Source organism: Corynebacterium tuberculostearicum, assembly GCF_032821615.1.
GTDB classification, from domain to species: Bacteria; Actinomycetota; Actinomycetes; order Mycobacteriales; family Mycobacteriaceae; genus Corynebacterium; species Corynebacterium tuberculostearicum_H.
Genome location: NZ_JAVBIF010000001.1, coordinates 38320 through 57311 on the forward strand (window position 1 = coordinate 38320; position 18992 = coordinate 57311).

General features: G+C 58.8%; 19 protein-coding genes. 4 read left to right on the forward strand and 15 right to left on the reverse strand.

Annotated features, from left to right (window positions below; genetic code table 11):
* Positions 1 to 73: 73 nt before the first annotated feature.
* From RAE09_RS00210 to gndA, 4 genes are all read right to left on the reverse strand, one after another.
* Complete coding sequence (locus RAE09_RS00210; protein ID WP_316980673.1) at positions 74 to 919, reverse strand: hypothetical protein; 846 nt, start codon at positions 917 to 919, stop codon at positions 74 to 76.
* A gap of 40 nt (positions 920 to 959) precedes the next feature.
* A complete protein-coding gene (locus tag RAE09_RS00215; protein ID WP_005329571.1) occupies positions 960 to 1808 on the reverse strand; it encodes a hypothetical protein in 849 nt (282 codons plus the stop codon).
* 19 nt (positions 1809 to 1827) lie between these two features.
* Complete coding sequence (locus RAE09_RS00220; RefSeq protein WP_316980674.1) at positions 1828 to 3126, reverse strand: DEAD/DEAH box helicase; 1299 nt, start codon at positions 3124 to 3126, stop codon at positions 1828 to 1830.
* 107 nt (positions 3127 to 3233) lie between these two features.
* The gene (gndA, locus tag RAE09_RS00225) at positions 3234 to 4685 is read right to left on the reverse strand and encodes an NADP-dependent phosphogluconate dehydrogenase (protein WP_179386491.1); all 1452 of its coding nucleotides are present in this window, start codon (positions 4683 to 4685) and stop codon (positions 3234 to 3236) included.
* A 59-nt stretch (positions 4686 to 4744) separates the two neighbouring features.
* Here gndA and RAE09_RS00230 point away from each other — a divergent pair, with 59 nt between their 5' ends.
* Positions 4745 to 5191 carry a PaaI family thioesterase gene (locus tag RAE09_RS00230; protein ID WP_316980675.1) on the forward strand — a complete coding sequence of 149 codons (447 nt, stop codon included), beginning with the start codon at positions 4745 to 4747 and terminating at the stop codon, positions 5189 to 5191.
* Here the strand turns inward: RAE09_RS00230 and RAE09_RS00235 are convergent.
* On the reverse strand, positions 5188 to 6354 hold the full coding sequence (locus RAE09_RS00235; RefSeq protein WP_316980676.1) for a saccharopine dehydrogenase family protein: 1167 nt from the start codon (positions 6352 to 6354) through the stop codon (positions 5188 to 5190). The two genes, RAE09_RS00230 and RAE09_RS00235, sit on opposite strands and share 4 nt — an antisense overlap.
* 23 nt (positions 6355 to 6377) lie before the next feature.
* Positions 6378 to 7451 carry a magnesium and cobalt transport protein CorA gene (locus RAE09_RS00240; protein ID WP_302257659.1) on the reverse strand — a complete coding sequence of 358 codons (1074 nt, stop codon included), beginning with the start codon at positions 7449 to 7451 and terminating at the stop codon, positions 6378 to 6380.
* Between the two features lie 108 nt (positions 7452 to 7559).
* Here RAE09_RS00240 and RAE09_RS00245 point away from each other — a divergent pair, with 108 nt between their 5' ends.
* A complete protein-coding gene (locus RAE09_RS00245; protein ID WP_316980677.1) occupies positions 7560 to 8162 on the forward strand; it encodes a class I SAM-dependent methyltransferase in 603 nt (200 codons plus the stop codon).
* Here the strand turns inward: RAE09_RS00245 and RAE09_RS00250 are convergent.
* From RAE09_RS00250 to RAE09_RS00265, 4 genes are all read right to left on the reverse strand, one after another.
* Positions 8159 to 9694: a bifunctional hydroxymethylpyrimidine kinase/phosphomethylpyrimidine kinase gene (locus tag RAE09_RS00250; protein ID WP_302257664.1), complete on the reverse strand. Its 1536-nt coding sequence runs from the start codon at positions 9692 to 9694 to the stop codon at positions 8159 to 8161. The two genes, RAE09_RS00245 and RAE09_RS00250, sit on opposite strands and share 4 nt — an antisense overlap.
* Entirely contained in the window at positions 9687 to 10316 is a 630-nt protein-coding gene (gene thiE, locus RAE09_RS00255) for a thiamine phosphate synthase (protein ID WP_150851598.1), read from the reverse strand. Before thiE ends, RAE09_RS00250 begins: the two co-directional genes overlap by 8 nt.
* Positions 10317 to 11129 (reverse strand): hydroxyethylthiazole kinase, encoded by an 813-nt coding sequence (gene thiM / locus RAE09_RS00260; protein ID WP_302257668.1) that lies wholly within the window; start codon positions 11127 to 11129, stop codon positions 10317 to 10319.
* 249 nt (positions 11130 to 11378) lie between these two features.
* Positions 11379 to 12722, reverse strand: coding sequence for an NAD(P)/FAD-dependent oxidoreductase (locus tag RAE09_RS00265; protein ID WP_302257670.1), 1344 nt, complete (start codon positions 12720 to 12722; stop codon positions 11379 to 11381).
* Between the two features lie 233 nt (positions 12723 to 12955).
* Here RAE09_RS00265 and RAE09_RS00270 point away from each other — a divergent pair, with 233 nt between their 5' ends.
* Positions 12956 to 14269 carry a class I SAM-dependent methyltransferase gene (locus RAE09_RS00270; protein ID WP_179386497.1) on the forward strand — a complete coding sequence of 438 codons (1314 nt, stop codon included), beginning with the start codon at positions 12956 to 12958 and terminating at the stop codon, positions 14267 to 14269.
* Between the two features lie 11 nt (positions 14270 to 14280).
* Here the strand turns inward: RAE09_RS00270 and RAE09_RS00275 are convergent, their stop codons facing one another.
* From RAE09_RS00275 to RAE09_RS00290, 4 genes are all read right to left on the reverse strand, one after another.
* Positions 14281 to 15189: a Dyp-type peroxidase gene (locus RAE09_RS00275; protein WP_150850617.1), complete on the reverse strand. Its 909-nt coding sequence runs from the start codon at positions 15187 to 15189 to the stop codon at positions 14281 to 14283.
* Positions 15190 to 16278: 1089 nt separating this feature from the next.
* On the reverse strand, positions 16279 to 16455 hold the full coding sequence (locus RAE09_RS00280) for a hypothetical protein (protein WP_005324759.1): 177 nt from the start codon (positions 16453 to 16455) through the stop codon (positions 16279 to 16281).
* 2 nt (positions 16456 to 16457) lie between these two features.
* On the reverse strand, positions 16458 to 17159 hold the full coding sequence (locus RAE09_RS00285) for a YceI family protein (RefSeq protein WP_005324760.1): 702 nt from the start codon (positions 17157 to 17159) through the stop codon (positions 16458 to 16460).
* 3 nt (positions 17160 to 17162) lie between these two features.
* Positions 17163 to 17504, reverse strand: a complete 342-nt coding sequence (locus RAE09_RS00290; RefSeq protein WP_034655353.1) for a hypothetical protein — start codon at positions 17502 to 17504, stop codon at positions 17163 to 17165.
* Positions 17505 to 17634: 130 nt separating this feature from the next.
* Here RAE09_RS00290 and RAE09_RS00295 point away from each other — a divergent pair, with 130 nt between their 5' ends.
* The gene (locus RAE09_RS00295; RefSeq protein WP_005324763.1) at positions 17635 to 18018 is read left to right on the forward strand and encodes an RNA polymerase-binding protein RbpA; all 384 of its coding nucleotides are present in this window, start codon (positions 17635 to 17637) and stop codon (positions 18016 to 18018) included.
* Positions 18019 to 18097: 79 nt separating this feature from the next.
* Here RAE09_RS00295 and RAE09_RS00300 read toward each other — a convergent pair whose 3' ends face one another.
* Positions 18098 to 18991, reverse strand: a complete 894-nt coding sequence (locus tag RAE09_RS00300; RefSeq protein ID WP_005324764.1) for a polyprenol monophosphomannose synthase — start codon at positions 18989 to 18991, stop codon at positions 18098 to 18100.
* Position 18992: the final 1 nt, after the last annotated feature.

The following is an 18992-nucleotide window of genomic DNA, read 5'->3' on the forward strand; positions in this document are numbered from 1 at the left end:
TAGTCTTTTTGAGGGCAAAAATTAAAGCACCGCACGAGACTTCGTACGGTGCTGGGGAAAAATCGGTTCCTTGTTAAATGCCGGCGGCCTTGTTGATTGCTCCCGAAAGCTGGGTCTCATCGGCGGAGTCAACGGAAGTGAAGCTATCGGCTGCGGACTTCAGTGCGGCATCGACATTGCCTTCACCGACATGGACGACGCTGAGGGAAACGTCCTTGGAGGCGGCGTCTTCAAGAGCGGACGTGAATTGAGCATCATCCATGTCTTGCTCGGTGCCAGTAGTTACGACGAGCACGCGTGCCTTATCGCCGCCGCCTGCAGCTTGGTCGGCGGCATTGGCTACTGCCGCTACCACTGCGCTGCGCGTTTGCGGAACACCGCCAGTTCCAAAGCCACTGAGCGTGCCGGATACAGCGTTGCCATCGCCAAAGCCCAGGTTTTGTCGGAACCCAACCGTGGCGGTTTCAGAGATAGGAGAGGAGTAGTTCCACAAAGAAACTGCTCCGCCGTCAGCGGCTAGGTCAGAAGCAGTGGTGCCCAAGGCTTTGGATACAGGGCCGTACATCGGCGCCATGGCCGTAGAGGTATCCAAGAGCAGGAGCGTATTTGCCGCCATCGTCACATCGGGCTTGGGAGCTGCTGCGGAACTCGTCGCTGGAGCGGAGCTCTTCGAGGAAGAAGAGCTCGTGGGCGCATCGGACGTGGAAGCACTGGAAGCAGCTGCCGTGCTGGTTTCCGGTGCAGCCTCGGTGCTGGTTTCCACTGCGGCGGGTGCGGCGGAGTCTTCGCCGTCGTCGTTGCCCGCGCCGCGTAAAAGGAAGGTAACCAGGGCGATTATGGCCAGCAGCGCGATAATAGCCACCGCAATAACCCATCCCGCTACTGCGAAGCTATTTTTCCCGTTTGAATGCCGTGCCATGTGGTGTTTTCCTCCCAAGCAAACTGCCGTTGTTAGTGGCTCATTCTAGCGGGGCAAGTGCCTGATCTATCACAGCGACAAGCCGTTCTCGCAGTGGTTCAGCTTTGTGCGCCAGCGTTCTTTGCCTCGAGACGTATTCGGCCTTGCCCTCAGGTGTTTCGATGGGCACGACGCCAAGTCCCCAATCACGGCAGTCATAAGGGGACGCCTCCATGTCAAGGATGCGCGCTTCAATCGCCAGATCCAGGCACTCAAGGAAAAGTTCGCCTGGAACCAGTGGTCCCAGCTTCCAGGCCCACTTATATAAATCCATTGTGACGTGTACGCAGCCTGCCTGGTCATTGTCGGGCTGATCCTCACGATGCAGGACAGTGAGGTTAAGAGGGCGAGCGGGAGGAGTAAAGAACCGGAAGGCATCATAATGAGAACACTTAATTGAGTGCTCATCGACAACCCGATTGGTCCCGTCCGCACCAAGCCGCAAGGGCAGCGAATGTCGCGGGGAATCCGTGTGGTAGACCATTGCCCATTCATGCAGACCGAAGCAGTCAAAGTGGGCCGGATTGGTAGCGGAACGCCGAAGCAGATTAGAAATATACCGAACCGAGTCACCACGACGCTCTAGAAAGCTGCCGATGTCGACGGTGATGCCGTCTGAGGTGGCGTGGTAATCCCGCCATTCAGCGTGCGGAGGAGTGCCCGTTAGCGCAGTTCCTACACCTGGGTGCCAGCGCTTTAGGTGAGAAGGGCGTACGGGGTAGTACTCAAAGAGAAAATCGAAAACAGGGTGGTAGCTGCCAGGATGTCGGAAGCGCTCCAAGCGGTCGGTGGCTTGCTTTTCGTGTTCATGCTGTTGAGCACTCCATTCCTCAGGGCTCAAGATGCGCATGAGCGTTTACCTCCTTGACTTAGCGGCGTCGGCGGCGGGCGACTTTGCCACCCGAGCGGCGGCGTTGAGAGTTGGACTTCTTGACAGATTTCGCCGGTTTCTGGGGCGAGCCCTGCCCGGGTGGGGGAAGGGCAGGGCCATTGGGTTTGCGAGCGCCCGTAATCTCCTTAAGTATCGGTGCACCCGCAGGATTTTCACGGTGAGAAATATCGTGCTCCGTAGCCGTGACCCCGGCTTTCTTTATTAGAGCGTCTACTTCTTTGCGTTGTTCATCCATGACCAAAGTGATCACGGTACCCGCAGCACCGCCTCGCGCCGTGCGGCCGGCGCGATGGAGATAGGCTTTGTGCTCCGCGGGCGGATCGACGTGAACGACGAGTGAAACGTCCGCAATATCGATGCCGCGGGCGGCAATATCGGTGGCGACCAAGACTGGAATGCTGCCATCGGCGAATCCTTCGATTGCGCGGGTACGCGCGCCTTGGCCTTTATCGCCATGCAATGGATAAGCGTTGATGCCGGAGCGACGCAATTTCTTGACCTGCCTGTCCACGCCGTGCTTGGTGCGCATGAACATGATGGTTTTGCCTTGGCGGGCAGCGATGCGCAGCACCACCTCGTTGCGGGCGGGCCGCTCGCCGACGAAAAAGAGGTGATGGGACATGGAATCCACTGCAGCTTGCACCGGGGCAGTGGAATGGACCACCGGGTCATGGAGGAATTGCTCCACCAGCTTGTTGACGTCGCCGTCAAGCGTTGCCGAAAACAGCAAGCGCTGGCCTTGCGCCGGAGTTAGGCGCAGAAGCTTGCGTACCTGGGGCAAAAAGCCCATATCGGCCATTTGGTCGGCTTCATCCAGCGCAGTGATCTGGACCGCATCCAAATGCAGCTTGCCCTGGTCAATTAGATCCTGGGCACGGCCAGGGGTAGCGACAAGGACATCAACGGGACGGGCGAGGGAGCGGATATGGTGATTGATATTTACCCCGCCAACGACAGCGAGCACTCTTAAGCCCAGCGTCGCCGCTGGTTCATCAAGGCGCTGGTGAATCTGAGTAGCCAATTCGCGCGTTGGGGCGAGGATAAGCGCACGGGGATGAGCAGGCTTGGATGCACCTGTTCCGGCAAGGCGGGCAAGCATGGGCAGGCCAAAGGTATAGGTCTTGCCCGACCCGGTAGGGCCGCGGCCGAGTACGTCTTTGCCTGCAAGGGCGTCGGGAATCGCGGCTTTTTGAATAGGAAACGGTTCGGTAATGCCTTCGTTGTGCAGAACGTGTACCAGGCGCTGGGGAAGGCCGAGATCGGCAAAGGTAGTCATCGCTTTCCCATCCTATCGGCAGCGAGTCGAATCGCCGCATTCGAATCAACACGCCTGTTAGAAAAGTGAAAGGGCCCCGAAGGGCCCCGGATCACGTCACTGCGAATCTAGTCGGTCTGGGTCAGGCTGCGGTCGCCGGACCACTCAATGTGGAAGGTGCCCGGCTTGTCGGTGCGCTTGAAGGTGTGGGCGCCGAAGAAATCGCGCTGGCCCTGAATGAGAGCGGCCGGCAGGCGCTCGGCACGCAGGCTGTCGTAGTAGGAGAGGGATGACGCAAAGACCGGTGCCGGCAGTCCCAGCTGGGTAGCGGCGACGACCACGCGGCGCCAAGGGTCGATGAGGTCTTCCAGCTCGCCCTTGAAGTAGGGATCGAGGATGAGGGCGGGCAAGTCCGCATTATTGTCATAGGCTGCGCGGATGCGATCCAAGAACTTGGCGCGGATGATGCAGCCGCCGCGCCAGATGGTTGCTAGATCGCGCGGGTCAACGTCCCAACCGAATTCTTCGGACCCAGCCTTAATCTCGTCAAAGCCCTGGGAGTAGGCAATGAGCTTGGCAGCGTAGAGCGCGCGGCGCACATCCTCGATGAACTCCGCCTTGTCCACGTCCAGCTCCTTGATGGTGCCGGCTGGCAGCTGGCCTTCTTGGGCGGCAGCGCGCTGCGCGGTGGAGGAGGACAGCGCGCGGGCGAAGACGGATTCGGCAATACCGGTAATGGGAACGCCGAGTTCCAATCCATTGATGGCAGTCCAGCGGCCGGTGCCCTTCTGGCCGGCGGCGTCCACGATGATGTCGACCAGCGGGGCGCCAGTCTCCGGATCCTTTTGGGCCAGAACCTCGGCGGTGATTTCAATGAGGTAGGAATCAAGGTCGCCGGAGTTCCATTCGCGGAATACCTCTGCGATTTCGGCCGGTTCCATGCCCGCGCCATAGCGCAGCAGCTGATAAGCCTCGCCGATGACCTGCATATCGGCATACTCGATGCCATTGTGGACCATCTTGACAAAGTGGCCGGCGCCGTCTGGACCAATGTGGGTGACACACGGAGTGCCGTCCACGTTGGCGGCAATGGACTCAAGAATCGGGCCGAGGGTCTCCCACGATTCCTTGGGGCCGCCGGGCATGATGGCCGGACCGTTGAGCGCGCCCTCCTCGCCGCCGGAGATTCCGGCGCCGACGAAGTGCTTGCCGCGGGCGGCTACGTCCTTCTCGCGGCGAATGGTGTCAGTGAACAAAGCATTGCCGCCGTCGATGATGATATCGCCCTCATCCATGGCCTCGGCCAGCTGATCGATGACGGCATCGGTGGCCTTGCCAGCCTTGACCATGATGATTGCCTTGCGCGGGCGCTCCAAGGAAGCCACAAAGTCCTCGATGGTTTCCGAGGGCACGAAGTTGCCTTCCTCACCGTGGGCCTTAATGAGCGCATGAGTCTTTTCAGGGCTGCGGTTATACACCGCTACGGTATTGCCGTTGCGGGCAAAGTTACGGGCCAAATTAGAGCCCATGACCGCCAATCCCACGACGCCAATCTGAGCAAGTTCATTCTTATCAGTCATGCTGCCTATCCTACGTCACTAGGATGCGAGACTGGCGTCAATGGCTAGGCTGGTGGACTATGTCGGATACGCAGAAACTCAATGACTTGCTCCACCTCGCGCACACGCGAGTGCTCAATGCTGAAGAACTGGAGTCTCTCAATGCCTTAAACGGCGGCCTTGCGGAATTGCTAGGACTGCAGTTCACCCACGTGGGCCCGCGCGAGGCCCGTGCGAAACTGCAGGTGCTGCCGGAGCATCACCAACCCTGGGGAGTAGCCAACGGCGGGTTGTATTGCTCCATCGCAGAAACCGTGGCCTCCATTGCCAGCGTGGCGGCTGCCGACGCCCCAGCGGTCGGCGTCAATAACTCCAGCGACTTCATTCGCTCCACAGGTGAGGGCGAGTTAGAAGCCGTGGCTACGCCCGTGCAGCTAGGCGGCCGCACCCACGTGTGGAGCGTCGATATGTGGCAAGGCCGCGACCTTATCGCCCGCACCACCTTGCGTACTATGATTCTGCGCTAGTTGACCCGAGCAGCGGTAAACGACATGCCGTGGGCGGAAAGCCGCTGTAGATAGGGCTTTCCAAGTCCGGTGACCGGGGTGAGTACGCCGCCTGCACGGCCGGCATTAGAGCGCGAATCGAGCAAGCAAAGCGCAGCCTGGCTCAGCATCATTGCCGTGACCTCGTAGCCCGGGTCGCCTTGTGCCGACACAGCTGCTCGCCAGTGTTCGCCATCTTCGGTAGTCCCGTGGTGGCTGACTTGGAAATGCGCGCCCTTAGGGCCGGGCTTGGGCAGGACCTTTTCCACCAGTGGGCGCAGGCGCGACTGAGTGCCATCAAAAAGTAGCTTGGTGGCGAGCGCCAGCCCATAGGCGCGTGCGCGACCGGAAAGTCCGGTGCCAGCCCACCATGCTTCTTTGTAAAACAGGCGTGCTCCCCACGCGCGCCCCAGCAGAGCGTTAGAGCGGCGCACCACGCGGGTATTGAACATGGACATGAAAAAGGGGCCTACCCAGCCCACGCCGTCGAGCTCTTTAATTTCGAAGTCTTTTTGGAGGCCGTCTAAGCGTGGCCCGGCCTTGGGATCCGGGTCCAGCGAGTAAGGATTGTGCAGGTTACGGGCTACCTCTTTGTCCGCGTGCGCGGCATGCGAGACCTGCAGGGAAGACTCGATGGTGCCCGGTGAGATTCCGCCTTTGAGCTTGTCGACGACCATCTGCACCCGTGCAAACGGCTTTCCTGCCGCCTGATAGAGATTAAGCATGCCCATATCCGAGGGCACGGAATCAAAGCCGCAGGAGTGAACGATGCGCGCACCCGTGGATTGGGCGGTGGCGTGGTGGGAGTCGATGCTCCGGCGAATGAAAGGAACCTCACCGCAGAGGTCAACATAGTCCACGCCATGGCGCGCGCAGGCGGCAACGACGTAATCTCCATACAGGCTGTAGGGGCCGACCACGGTGATTAGCACCTTGGTACCTACCACCATGCGCTCCACAGCGGCGGCATCATCGGCGGCGGCGATGGCGATGTCCCAGTGCGGATTGAGTTCATCGCGCAGCGCGGCTAACACCGGTCGGTTCCGGCCGGCCAGAGTCACAGAGGGCGCGTTAATCGAGGCAAGGTAGCGCGCCACCAATTGGCCGACCAGCCCGGTAGCGCCGTAAACAGCGATATCGCTCATAGTGCACGAGCGTACCGGAGGGATTAGAGCCAGTGGTTCTTTCGGAACCAAGCCCACAGGCCCACAACGACCAAGATCATAATGATAATCGCCATGGGGTATCCCAGCGCCCAGTGCAGCTCCGGTATGATGTCGAAGTTCATACCGTAGATACCCGCCACAAGGGTAGGCGCGGCCCACATGCCAACGACCGCGGAAATGGTGCGCATATCCGAGTTCTGTTGCATCGTTACCTTGGCCACGGAGGCGTCGATAAGCGAGGTAAGGCGCTCATCGAAGCTGGATACTTGGTCCTTCACCACGAGCTCATGGTCGTTGACATCGCGCAGGTAGGAGCGCAATTGCTTGGAAATTAAATCCTTGTGGTCAGAGACCATGGATTTCAGTGCCACCGAAAGTGGGTCAATGGCATGCTTCATCTCCAGCACCTCACGCTTGAACATGTAGATGCGGTCTACATCAAATTTGAGGTTCGGGGTGAAGATCTCCTCTTCAAGCTCATCGACCTCGATGCTGATAAGGCGCGAAATCTCCGAGTAGCGGTCCACCATCATATCCAGGATCTTCCAGGCCATGGCCACCGGGCCAAGCTCTACCAAGTCCTGCTCATCTTCCACCGTATAAGCCAGGTTGGGTAGCTTTGCGCCGTGGCGCACGGTGATGATGAAGTTGGAGCCCATGATCATCTGGATCTCGCCGGTGGAAATGATCTGGCGCTTATCCGTGACCTCATCATGATCGCGGTAGTTCACGGAACGTGCGACCACGAAGAGCTGATCATCGTAGCGCTCGAGCTTAGGGCGTTGATGGGCCATAACGGCGTCTTCCACGATAAGTTCGTGGATGCCAAACTGGGAGGCCACCTTAGTCATCTGGGATTCATAGGGCTCATGCAGGCCCACCCAAATAAATCCGCGGCCGTACTCCTCAATGGCTTCCAGCGCGGAGCTGGTGGAATACTCTCCCGGAAGCGCCTCGCCATCCACAAAGACGCGGCAATGTTCAATGGCTCGCTCCGGTGGTACCGGCAGGGAAGTGGGCTTACTAGGAGGCTCGGGTTTCTTGCGGCCCCTAAAGGGTGAAGGTACGGATGGCATCTTTTCAGCCTCCTTTGCGCGGTAGTGCGGGTATTTTCCCAATGGGCAGGCGGCGATTTTACGCAGCGGGTAAATCTTACACCGAAGCCGGGTAATATAATCGAATCTATGCCTACGTGGAAAGAAGTAACCGAAGCTAATCCCGAGCACTCCCATAACTTTGCTCGCAAATGGAAGGTGCTTGCCGCACAGGGTAAAGACATCAATGGCGAGGCCCGGCTTATCGACGCCATGGTGGAGCGCGACTCCACCATCCTCGATGCCGGCTGTGGCACCGGCCGCGTGGGCGGTGAGCTGCTTCGCCGTGGCCACAGCGTTGTGGGCGTCGACGTAGACCCCATTCTCATCGAGCACGCAGAGCACGATTTCCCAGAGGGGCAATGGTTCGTGGGAGATCTGTGCGAGGAAGAGGTGCCAGAAGGCCCCTTTGATATCGCCGTGTCCGCAGGCAATGTCATGGGCTTTCTAGCAAAGGAAGGTCGCGAGCCCGCGCTGCGCAATATCTATGATTCCCTTAAGCCCGGTGGTCGCCTCGTCACTGGCTTTGGCGAGGGCCGTGGGTGGGAATTTGCTGATTTCCTCGACATGGCGCAGAAGGTGGGCTACCGAGTCGACTTCACTTTCTCCTCGTGGGACATGAAGCTCTTCTCGGAGCATTCCACCTTCCTCGTCGCCGTTCTTTCGCGACCCGGCTCAGACTTGCTGGCCTAAAAGCGCCTATCGGCTTGGTCGAAGAAATCGACCTCATGGTGGCTGGCGGTGATATAGGCGCGCTCGGCACGCAGGCGGGTAGGCTCATCCGCCCCGGCGAGGGCTTGTTCGACGATGTCGAGGCTAGCGCGAACCCCGTCGAGGAAGTCCTCGCCGCCGTACATGGAGAGCCATGAGTGATAGGGGTGTTCGGGGGAATCAAACTCTGCGAGGTGGAGGCCTACCTCTGCATATAACCAGTAGCAGGGCAGTACCGCCGCAGCGCCCACCACGTAGTCATCCGTATGCGTCGAGCGGATAAGGAAATCCGTATAGGCGCTAGTTACCCGGGAGGCTGCGGTCGTGATATCGCTTTCGAGCCAGCCGCGGTGCAGCTCGGCCTCCACCGCCAAGCAATCATGCGCTCCCTCAGCCCAGTGCAGCTGCTGTGCCGCTTCTGGGGCTTGGCTGGCGAGGCGAGCCAACGCCTTGGAATAAGCGTTCAGGTACTGGGCATCTTGGTCGAGGTAGAAGCCAAAGGCATCCTTTTCCAACGCTCCCGTGCCCAAGGCCCGAATAAAGGGCAGCGCCTTGATCGCCTCCCAGTGTTCCCCGGCGAGGTTCCACAGGCGTTGCGTGTGTGGGCCGGCCGCGGGAACGCGGGGTTGGTCGACGGTATCCGGTTCCTCGAGAGTACCGGACAGGTAAGGCTGGGGCAGGGTAGAAGCGGCCTGCATGAGGCGCTGCGAGCGATGCAGGTGGTCCACGGGTCCGTGTCCCTTGCCCACGTGAAGCGCATCCGCATTAGCAATCGCCTCATGCAGCCACTGGGTGGACCACGCCAGAGCTGCGGCAGCGCTATCGCCGGCTCCCAGGCGGGTGGCTAGGGCAGAGGAAAGGGAACACCCAGTTCCATGCGTATTCTTCGTGTCCACCCGGCTGGAAGCAACGCGGTGCACTGACCCATCCGCATTGACCACCGCATTATCCGCGATGTCGGCATCGAGGTGCCCGCCCTTGACGACGACCGCGGTACCAGCACCCTTCGCCCATTCCTTCGCCGTGGCAATGGCCTCTTCTAGGTCGCTCGCCTCGTCCGTCTGGGTAAGTACTGCCAATTCCTTCAAGTTGGGGGTGATGAGGTCTACCTGGGAGCAGAGATCGCGCACAGCCTGTTCTGCTTCCTCCTCCAGCAGGCGATCTCCGCTCGTAGCTACCATGACCGGATCAAGTACCACGGGAACATCGTCCGGCAGGCGGCGCAAGAAGTCTGCGACCTTGGCGGTAATGGCGGCGTCGGCAAGCATGCCAATCTTTACCGCATCAATCTCCACATCGTCGATGACGGAGTCTAGCTGCTCCTGCAGAAAGTCCACCGGTGGTACGTGGACGCTGCGGACACCCTGGGTGTTTTGAGCCACCAACGCAGTCACCACGCTCATGCCGTAGCCGCCTGCGGCAGAGATGGATTTCAGGTCGGCTTGAATGCCTGCTCCGCCAGTGGGATCGGTGCCGGCAATGGACAGTACTCGGGGATAGATGCCTTTAGCCATGGAAAGCCTCCTTAAGGTGGGCGGCGGCTGCTGCGGGGTCCTCGGCCGCCATGATGTCGCTGACTACGCAAATTCCGGCAAAGTCGCTGCCCGCCAGCTCGTGCGCATTATGGGCCTTGATCCCGCCGATGGCGACGGACTCGATGCCACGCTCACGTGCGGCGTGAGCGAGTGCTGCGGCTGCAGCCGTACCCATGCCGGCTGGGGCGTTCTTCTTCGTTGCAGTCGAATGCACGGGCCCGATGCCAATGACATCTGGGCGCGCATCGTCCGCTATAGCAGCAAGCTCCTCGTGGCTGCCGATGGATAAGCCAATAAGCTGGCCCTCACCCAGCTTCTCCCGGGCCTCGCGAAAAGCCATATCATCCTGCCCAATGTGCAGGTGGCAACCGAGTTTTGCGGCCACTTCTACGCGGTCATTGATGAACAACGGGACATCGCCCAGTACACCCAGCAGCTCGCGTGCAGTGCGCTCAATCTGCTCATCGCTAGCTTCCTTGTCCCGGAGTTGGACAACGGTTACACCGCCGCGTACAGCCTCCTGCACGATGGAAACCACGTTGTCACGCCCGCCAGCTAGATCTGGATCGGTGACCAGGTAGAGAGTCCAGTCAATAGACACTTAAACCTCCTCTACGTCAGTGAGCTTGACCAAGCCCTCAATATCCGCCGTTGGGACATCGTAGAGCGCATCCAGCCAAGCGACGGCAAAGGAGCCGGGGGCGTGGTGCTTTTCGGCGGCCAAGCTACCTGCCGCGCCAACGTGCGCGTGGGCGGCGATGATCGCTTCGAAAGGATCCTCCCACGCGGCCAGATATGCGGCGCAGATAGCGCCAAGCGAACAGCCAGTACCAATGACGTTTTGGAGCATCGGGTGCCCCGATTCGAGGTAGACGGCACGCGTTGTATCGCCGACATGGACGATAAGGTCCCGCGGGCCGGAAATGGCCACGACGGCGCCGGTATCCCGGGAAAGTGCTACGGCCGAATCTAGGGCGGCTTCCACGCCATCGGTGGATTCGACGCCACGGCCGCCCTGCCCAGTACCTGCGAGGGCGATGATTTCTGACGCGTTGCCACGAATTGCGCCCGGGCCGAGTGGCAGCACCTCGCGCATGAATTCGGTCCGGTGGCTCAGGCCGCCGGCACCCACCGGATCGAGTACCCAGGGGGTGTGGGCGGAGTTCGCCCCAGCGATAGCCTCGCGCATGCCGCCGTATTGCTCTGAGCTGGGCGTGCCGCAATTGATGAGTACGCCGCTGGCTACCTGGGCGAATTCGCGCGATTCCTCCGGCGTATCGACCATCGCCGGGCTAGCCCCGATGGCCAGCAGGGCATTGGCGGTGACGTTGCTAACGACCCTATTGGTCAAACATTGAATAAGCGGCGTGGACTCGCGCACAGCGTCGTGTGCGCGCAGAAAAGCATAATCCACAACTATCCCTTCGCTAGTTCTAACTGAGTGCAGGTTCGATGGGTATTTCTCAGCCGCACCGCGTGCGGCACCCCATGTTGCGTGTCTCAGCCTAACAAAGGTCACGGAAACTATGTGCGAAAATCGACATCCGGGCTACCCAGTAGCGAAATCGCCGGTGCTAGCAGCAGATAGCCCGGGAAAATAAAAATCGCCGCCCAAGACCTGCTTTTGCAGCAGATGGGGCGACGATGTGCGAGCGAGGAGGTATTACTCCTCGTTCTTGTTAATGATATTGCGTGCGATGCGCTGCTGGGTGGTAATTTCCAGATTGCCGCGATCGCGGGAGAGGATATTGGTTGCCCAGTTAACCAGAACGGCCAAGCGGCTGCGCAGACCAATAACGTAGGTCAGGTGCAGGCCGAGCCATGCTACCCAACCTGCAAAGCCACCGAACTCGGTCTTGCCCAGCTTAACGACGGCGTTGAAGCGCTTGACGATGGCCATGGAGCCCTTGTCGAAGTAGGCGAAGGCTTCCTTCTCGTTTGCGGTAGATTCCTCGTCCACCTTGGCCTGGATGAGCTTAGCGACGTGCGCGCCACCCTGGATAGCAACCTGTGCCAGACCCGGCAGGCGGTTGAGGGAGATCATGTCACCGATCATGTACACGTTGTTGTGCTCGCCTACGGTCAGGTCCTCGTTGACGGAGACGCGACCTGCGCGGTCTGCCTCGACGCCGGCCTGCTCTGCAACCATCTTGCCCAGTGGGGAAGCGGCCACACCAGCGGACCAGATCTTGGTAGCACCCGTCAGGGTGGTTTCCTCCTCGGTCTTCATGTCCTTGTAGGTGACGGTGTCCGCGGTTACATCGGTCACCATCGCGTTCAGGTGAACCTGTACGCCTTCCTTTTCCAAGGTGCGCTGAGCCTTGCGGCCTAGGCGCTTGCCAAATGGCGGCAGTACCTGTGGGGCGCCATCGAGCAGGTAAATCTTGGCCGAGGTGGTGCCGTAGTTGGAATAGACATCGTTGAGGGTACGGTTTGCCAATTCGGCAATCTGGCCGGTGAGCTCAACGCCGGTCGGGCCAGCGCCAACGATGATGAAGGTGAGCAGGCGCTCGCGCTCCGCAGGGTCGTCGGTAAGCTCAGCCTTCTCAAATGCCGAGATGATGCGAGAGCGCAGCTCCAGGGCATCGTCCAAGGTCTTCATGCCTGGGGCGAACTCAGCGAAATGGTCGTTGCCAAAGTAGGACTGACCGGAACCCGCGGCGACAACCAGGGAGTCATAAGCATAGGTGCGAGAGAACTCGTCCTGCTCGGCGGTCACCGTCCGATCCGCCAGGTTGATATCAGTAACCTCAGCGTTGACGAAGTGGACGTTGTCCTGATCGCGCAGCAGCTGGCGGGTGGAAGGAGCAACCTCACCGGCGGAAATCATGCCGGTTGCTACCTGGTACAGCATCGGCTGGAACAGGTGGTGGTTCTTCTTATCGATGAGGGTGATTTCCACATCGGCGTTCTTCAGCTTCTGAACGGTGTTGAGACCACCGAAGCCGGCGCCAACCACGACGACGTGGTGGCGGCCACCGTTGGGGCGATAAGGGGTATCAGTCATGGATTTAATGCGACCTTCCTTAAGAAAGCTAATGTTTAGTACCCGTACAGTCTAAACACTTCAAACAGAACGCGCATACTTAATGACTGATAAACTTCCGCCGCTGCGTTGCGGATTCCGTGGGAAGAACCGGCGCGGCTGTCCGGAGCGCCTCAACCGGGGTGCGCACAAAGCTGACTAAGGTTGTTCCGGATAGTGACTTCCTCCGCCCACCAAGGAGCGCACCTGGCATTATGACTTTTACCCGCCCTGAGCATTTGAGCTCTATCGATGCTGAATCCTGGCCCAATGTGGCTACGGTTCCCGCACCTCGTTGGCCTGGAATGAAAGCCCGCCGGGCAGAGGCTGAATTTGCCAAGGCCTGCGATGATGCCGGACTAGAACTAGACCTAGAAGCCGAAGGCGGACCAGATCTCAAGGTGGGGCATGATGCCTTGTTTGAGCGCATTGCCGCTAGCGGTTGGCTGGGATTTGCGGAAAGTTATATGGCAGGAGAGTGGACCGTTACTTCTTCCTCGCAGCTGGTAAAGGTCCTCGGCCGCCTATTGGGGGTGGGTTACCTCCCCAAAGCCAAGATGCTGGGTGCCGGTAAGTCGGAGCCAGGGGAGCTGCCGCTGGAATTGGTTCGACTCTATGCCGGCGATGGTTTAAGCCATGTCGGTGGAATTTTCTCCAGTGGTGTACCGACCACCATAAGGGAAACGGTGGAAAGCTATAGCCCTAAGGCTGGCCGCAAGGAGCCGAAGAGCCACTTCGTCGATGTCACGACGCTGAGTGAGCCCACGAGTGTGGACAGGGATGATCTGGGAGATGCGCAGCGCCGCGCGGCGGATTGGCTGCTTGACGTCACCCGTACCGGCGCCGGAACCCACCTGTTGGTGTACCCGGCTGCCGGAATGCAACCTGCGATGCGGGCGACTAAGCGACGCGCTACGGTGGATGTTTTGACCAGTGATGTGGACCAAATGAGCCACATGCGCGAGGCCCTCGTACTAGAGGGGGCAGACGATTCCATCCATGTCGAGCGCATTCCCGGCGTCGTCCCGAACCCCAAGCAGTGGCATGGGCACTATGACGCCATCGTCACCGTAGAAAAGGTAGAACAACTCAGCGCTAGTGAGCGCAAAGAGTACATTCGCGCAGTCGACCGGTTCTTGACGCCTAATGGGCGGGCAGGAATCCAGTCCATCGTGGCGACCGAGTCAATGACGGAGGCCGGTAAGGCATCGCTTCAGGCCTTACGAGCCTATGTGTGGCCGGGGTTGGACTATCCGCGCACCACGGAGATGCACCAGCTAGTAGATAAGAACTCTAACCTGCGCATCGTGTCCGAAACACACGTGGGCACCCATTACTTGGAGTCCCTGCGTCAGCAGCGTTCCTTTTTTGACGGTCACCTGCGGGAAGCAGCGGCCGCTGGGTTCGACCCAGTCTTCCGCCGCTTGTGGACCTTCCAATTTGCCCTCCGCGAGGCCCTTATGACGCTCGGGATGATTGACTCGGTGCAATTTGGGTTGGCCCACCGCAACCGCGGGGGCCGGCGTTAGGCAGGTGGCCCTTAGGCCGGCGGCAGCTCGTCGAAGTTCTTCATCAGATCCGCGCTGGGCACAAAGAAATTGGTGCCTGTAAGCGCGGTGGAGAAGTCCAAGATGCGGTCGTAGTTTCCCTCCGGCTTGCCAATGAACATATTGCGTAGGCGCTCCATGACGTTTTCTGGGTCCTTGGCATAGCCGATGAAGTAGGTGCCCATCTCACCCGCGGCGAAAGAGCCGAAGACCATGTTTTCGCGGTAAATATCTTCCTCAAGGTCATTCAGGGCCACGTGAGAATTAGTGGGCTTGGTATCGTCATCCAACTCGATATCGTCGACCTTGGTGCGGCCGATGACCTTTTCTTGCTCCTCGGTGCTCAGCTCGTTCCACTTGGCCAGGTCGTGGATATATTTTTGAACGGTGACGTAGGAGCCACGGGGGTAGTCGGCGTCGTCGCCAAGCAGCACGGTATCCAAAGCCTCCTCGGCGAGGGGATTGGCGGTGCCATCCACAAAGCCTAGTAAATCGCGCTGGTCCAAGTACTTAAAGCCGTGGGTCTCATCGATAACCCTGGCGGCATCGCCCAGCTGATCCAGTACCTGGCGGGCCATCTCATGGCACAGGTCATAGGTATTCGCACGGAAGTGGAGAAGAATATCGCCCGGCGTGGCCGGGGCCTTATGCGCGGCATCGATTGCCTCAAATTCCTTCAGGCGTTCCGGCATAGGCGCGCTGGTCAAACGTGGCCACATGGAGGCACCAATGCCGACTACGGTATAAAGCTCGCCTTCGTTGTAGCGGAAGTTAACGGACTTAAACAGTCCGGCAAACCCCGTGAGCATATCGCGAGTGGCTTGCTCGCCGCCGTCCTTGATTTCAAGGACGAGGAAGAGAGCTGCGCGGGAAGGCTTATCTACTACGTGCTGAATCGTCATGATGTCGATTCTACGCACCCTGTGGAGATGAGGTCCGTTCGCCGGCTTGGAATCGCCCCTGATAGAGACCTGCTTGGCCGTTATATGCGCTAGTGTGCATTTTGGTTGAAAACTAACCGATAGCCGGGTGAGAAGATGTGGACATGGATACGAAGAAGTAGAAGAAAAGGAACCGCGCGGCTCTTCGTATTGTTTGCGCGGAATGACGATTCATATGATGAGTCTTTTGCAGGAGTTGCGCTGACGCGCGCTCAAGAAAAAGCGATGGGACAATGTGTAGACCGCTCAGGGGTAACCTGTTGGACTGAAGAGGCACACCTGCGTGGGTGGAAAGGTCCACTGGATGTAGAACACCATCCGGAAGTGGTTTATATCGTATTTAGCGGTGGACACGCGCAGGGATCGGATCCGTCGAACGCTGAATTCGATCCAGAGCTTAAGGCCGCATGTGCTACGAGAGGCCTAGCCGAGAAAGAAGTCATCCGCCGTATGAGAAATGACGAGAGCCCAATTGTCGTGAAGGAATGGCACATCTGGGAAGCTTCATTCGGGCGCGTGTTGTCAGGAGCGAACGACAGAAGCGAGGTGCAGGTATCGATGTATGGAGTCAGGAGCTAAAAGGGGGAATGCCACCCCTGGTTAAAATGACATAATGTACATTATCGGACAAATACTGATATCGGGAGGGTCATCGTTCGTCGCCACCATAAGCGCCCGAGTGCTTACACATCTTCCCGGCCCATCTATTGGTTTCCGGTTCAGCTCCCTTAACCCTCCACGCGATGTTACGACGCTTTGCTTGGCGACGCCCCGCGGTCTCTGTCGCGCCCTCCGCCGACCGCCAGACTCAGGCGCAGGTATGGATTCCGGCTGTAGCTCATTGGGGCTCGGTTTTACTACAGCGGGCCCCATCTATCTTTCGGGACTTCTTCATTCAGGGGGTCAACCGTTGGTGGCGGTGTTTCGTTCGGTGACCGAAAAACCTGATATTGGGCGAAAATACGCCCTACTGGCGGTGCCAACTACACCACTATATAACGTCACACTGACGTTATTCGGGGAACTCTACCCACGCCGTGAAGGCCTCAACTAGGAATTACGGTAAGCGCTCCACAGCTGCCACATAGTCAACAGCGCCAAAAGAACCGAGATGGCCACAATGACCCACATCTGTTGAACGGCTACGAAAATGGTAAAGCCGATGACGACGACGAGGCGCAGCCACATAAACGGGATAATCTGACGGGAATTCACTGGCTTGACCATCGCTAGTTTTTCTCAAAGGAAATGCGGAGATTTACCTCGCCCTTTTCCTCGACTTTCGCGGCGAGCATCTCCGGGGTCTCCACGCCATAATCAAGGCGATCAACTGGCACGGTGCCGCCGATGACGATCTGATCGCCATCGCGAAGAACGTCGAAGTCTTGGGAAATCTCGTGCGTTTCATCCTTGATAGTCAGATCTCCGGTGAGCTTGACTGTGCCAATGGTGCCGTCATCCGGGACGTCGGCAAGCGAGGCTGGCTCGGTGAGCTCAAAGGATGCCTCTGGGAAAAGCTGGGTCTCAAAGAGCTTGGACTTCATGTTCTGATCGCGGACCTTCTTGTCCGTGGTCAGCTCGTCCATATCAACAGTGACCGCGGCGGTTTTCAGGGTGGAATCAGAAATATCCGCCTGGCCGGTGACCTCCGTGGTTGAACCCGATGTGGTGGTCTTTTCCGCAGGTAGAACCTCATTAAAGGTAAAACCAACCGAGGTATGGTTATTGGCGCGTCCCTTGGCTACCTCCCAGGTGCCATCGAGCTCCGTTGATGCGGCCTTTGCGCCGTCGGCGGAAACTGGTTCGGTCTTTACTCCGGCGCCCTTGAGGAGCGAATACACCATCGGGCCAATGGCCACGGCGGTGAGCAACACAATCAGCACCACAAAGATGGTGATGACGAGCTTGCGGTTATAAAAAAGCTTTTTCATCTGCTATCGAAGTCCTTCTAGGCGTCGCGCCAGGGCAACAAGCTCTTCGCACAAACCGGCAAGCTCCTGCGCACTAGCGCCTTCCTCCGCGGCGGTATTGATATCTTCTGCGGAACAACGTAGTTCAAAAAGTCCGTCGCGCAAACTCTCTGCCTTTTCTGGAGTAAGGATCACGGCATTGGCGGGAATCCCCGTGCCACTGACGTTATTTCGCTGCTCATAAGCGCGCTGCTTGCAGGAGGCGCTGCAAAACTTCCGTGGCCGTCCCCTACCGCCTTGGTCAATGTCCTTCCCACACCATTGGCAGGAACCGACGTTGCGTTCACGACTAGCTGTACGGATCACCCGATACACTTTAGTCCATTTTGGGCGGGCTGGGAACAAAGACGCGTGGGTGTTCGTTATAATTAGTAGCTCTTAGGCGAAGTTTTGCTTCGCACTCAATCAGGGATCTCTTTGAAAAGGATGATGTTGCATGGCAGATCGCGTACTCCGTGGCAGCCGTATGGGCGCAGTCAGCTACGAAACCGACCGCGACCACGACCTCGCACCGCGCCAGATGGTGAAGTACCGCACCGAAGACGGCGAGATTTATGAGGTGCCTTTCGCGGATGATGCTGAAATCCCTGAAGAATGGATGTGCAAGAACGGCAAGCTGGGCCACCTAGTAGAAGGTGAAGGCGTTGAGTCTAAGCCCGCTAAGCCACCACGCACCCACTGGGATATGCTGCGTGAGCGCCGCTCCATCGAGGAGCTCGATGAGCTGCTTGAAGAGCGCATTAACCACCTGCGCTCCCGCCGCCGTTCCGCAGCTCGCCTCTTGAAGGAACAGCAGGAGCAGCAGCAAAATAACTCTTAAAGTTCTGCGGCAGCAAAAAGGCCCGTACCTCCCTAGTCTGACTAAGGGACGGTACGGGCCTTATGCGTTGCGGTGGCGCCTACTTCTTCAGCTGCGCAATCTGGTGCTTTGCCAGATGGCCAATCTCGCTGGCGAAGTCAGAAACCCAGCCGGCGCCCTTACGGGCCTGAACGCCTAGGTCATGAATGGAGCCGTCCTTGACTTCACGGTTGACCAACTTGGACACCGCGCCGCCAAAGTCCTGCAGCTGCTCAGCGCGATGAGCAACGCCCCACTTGGTGACCTCGAGCAAAGAATCCTTCACGAAGGAACCATCCAGCTTGGACTCGCCATATTCGCGCTCGGTGAAGGTAATGGGAACTTCGCGAACGTCAAAGCCAGCCTTGACGGCACGGAAGGCCAAATCGACCTGGAAGATGTAGCCGGCCTTGGACAGCTCATCAAAGTCGATGGACTCGAGCAGCTCGCGGCGGAACGCACGGTAGCCGGCGGTCATATCGGACAGCCCAGCGCCCAGCGCTACGGAGATGTAAATATTGCCCAAGCGGGAGAGGTACTCACGAGAAGCCGGCCAGTTGACGGTCTCGCCACCCGGAATGTAGCGGGAGCCGATAACTAGGTCCGCGCCCTTGTCCACCTCTTCCAACAACAGGTGAAGCTGTTCCGGCGCATGGGAGCCGTCTGCATCCATCTCACACAGCACCTGGTAGTCGCGCTCCAATCCCCACTCAAAGCCGGCGATATAAGCGCCTAGCAGACCGCCCTTGCCCTCGCGGTGAAGAACGTGGATGTGGTCATCCTGTGCTGCGAACTCATCGGCCTTGTCACCAGTTCCATCGGGAGAGTTATCGTCCACGATGAGGATATGGACCTCTGGGACGGCCTCACGGACGCGTCCAGTAATGAGAGGAAGATTTTCGATCTCGTTATAGGTCGGGATGATGACCAAGGTCGAGGATTCAAGCGTGCTCACA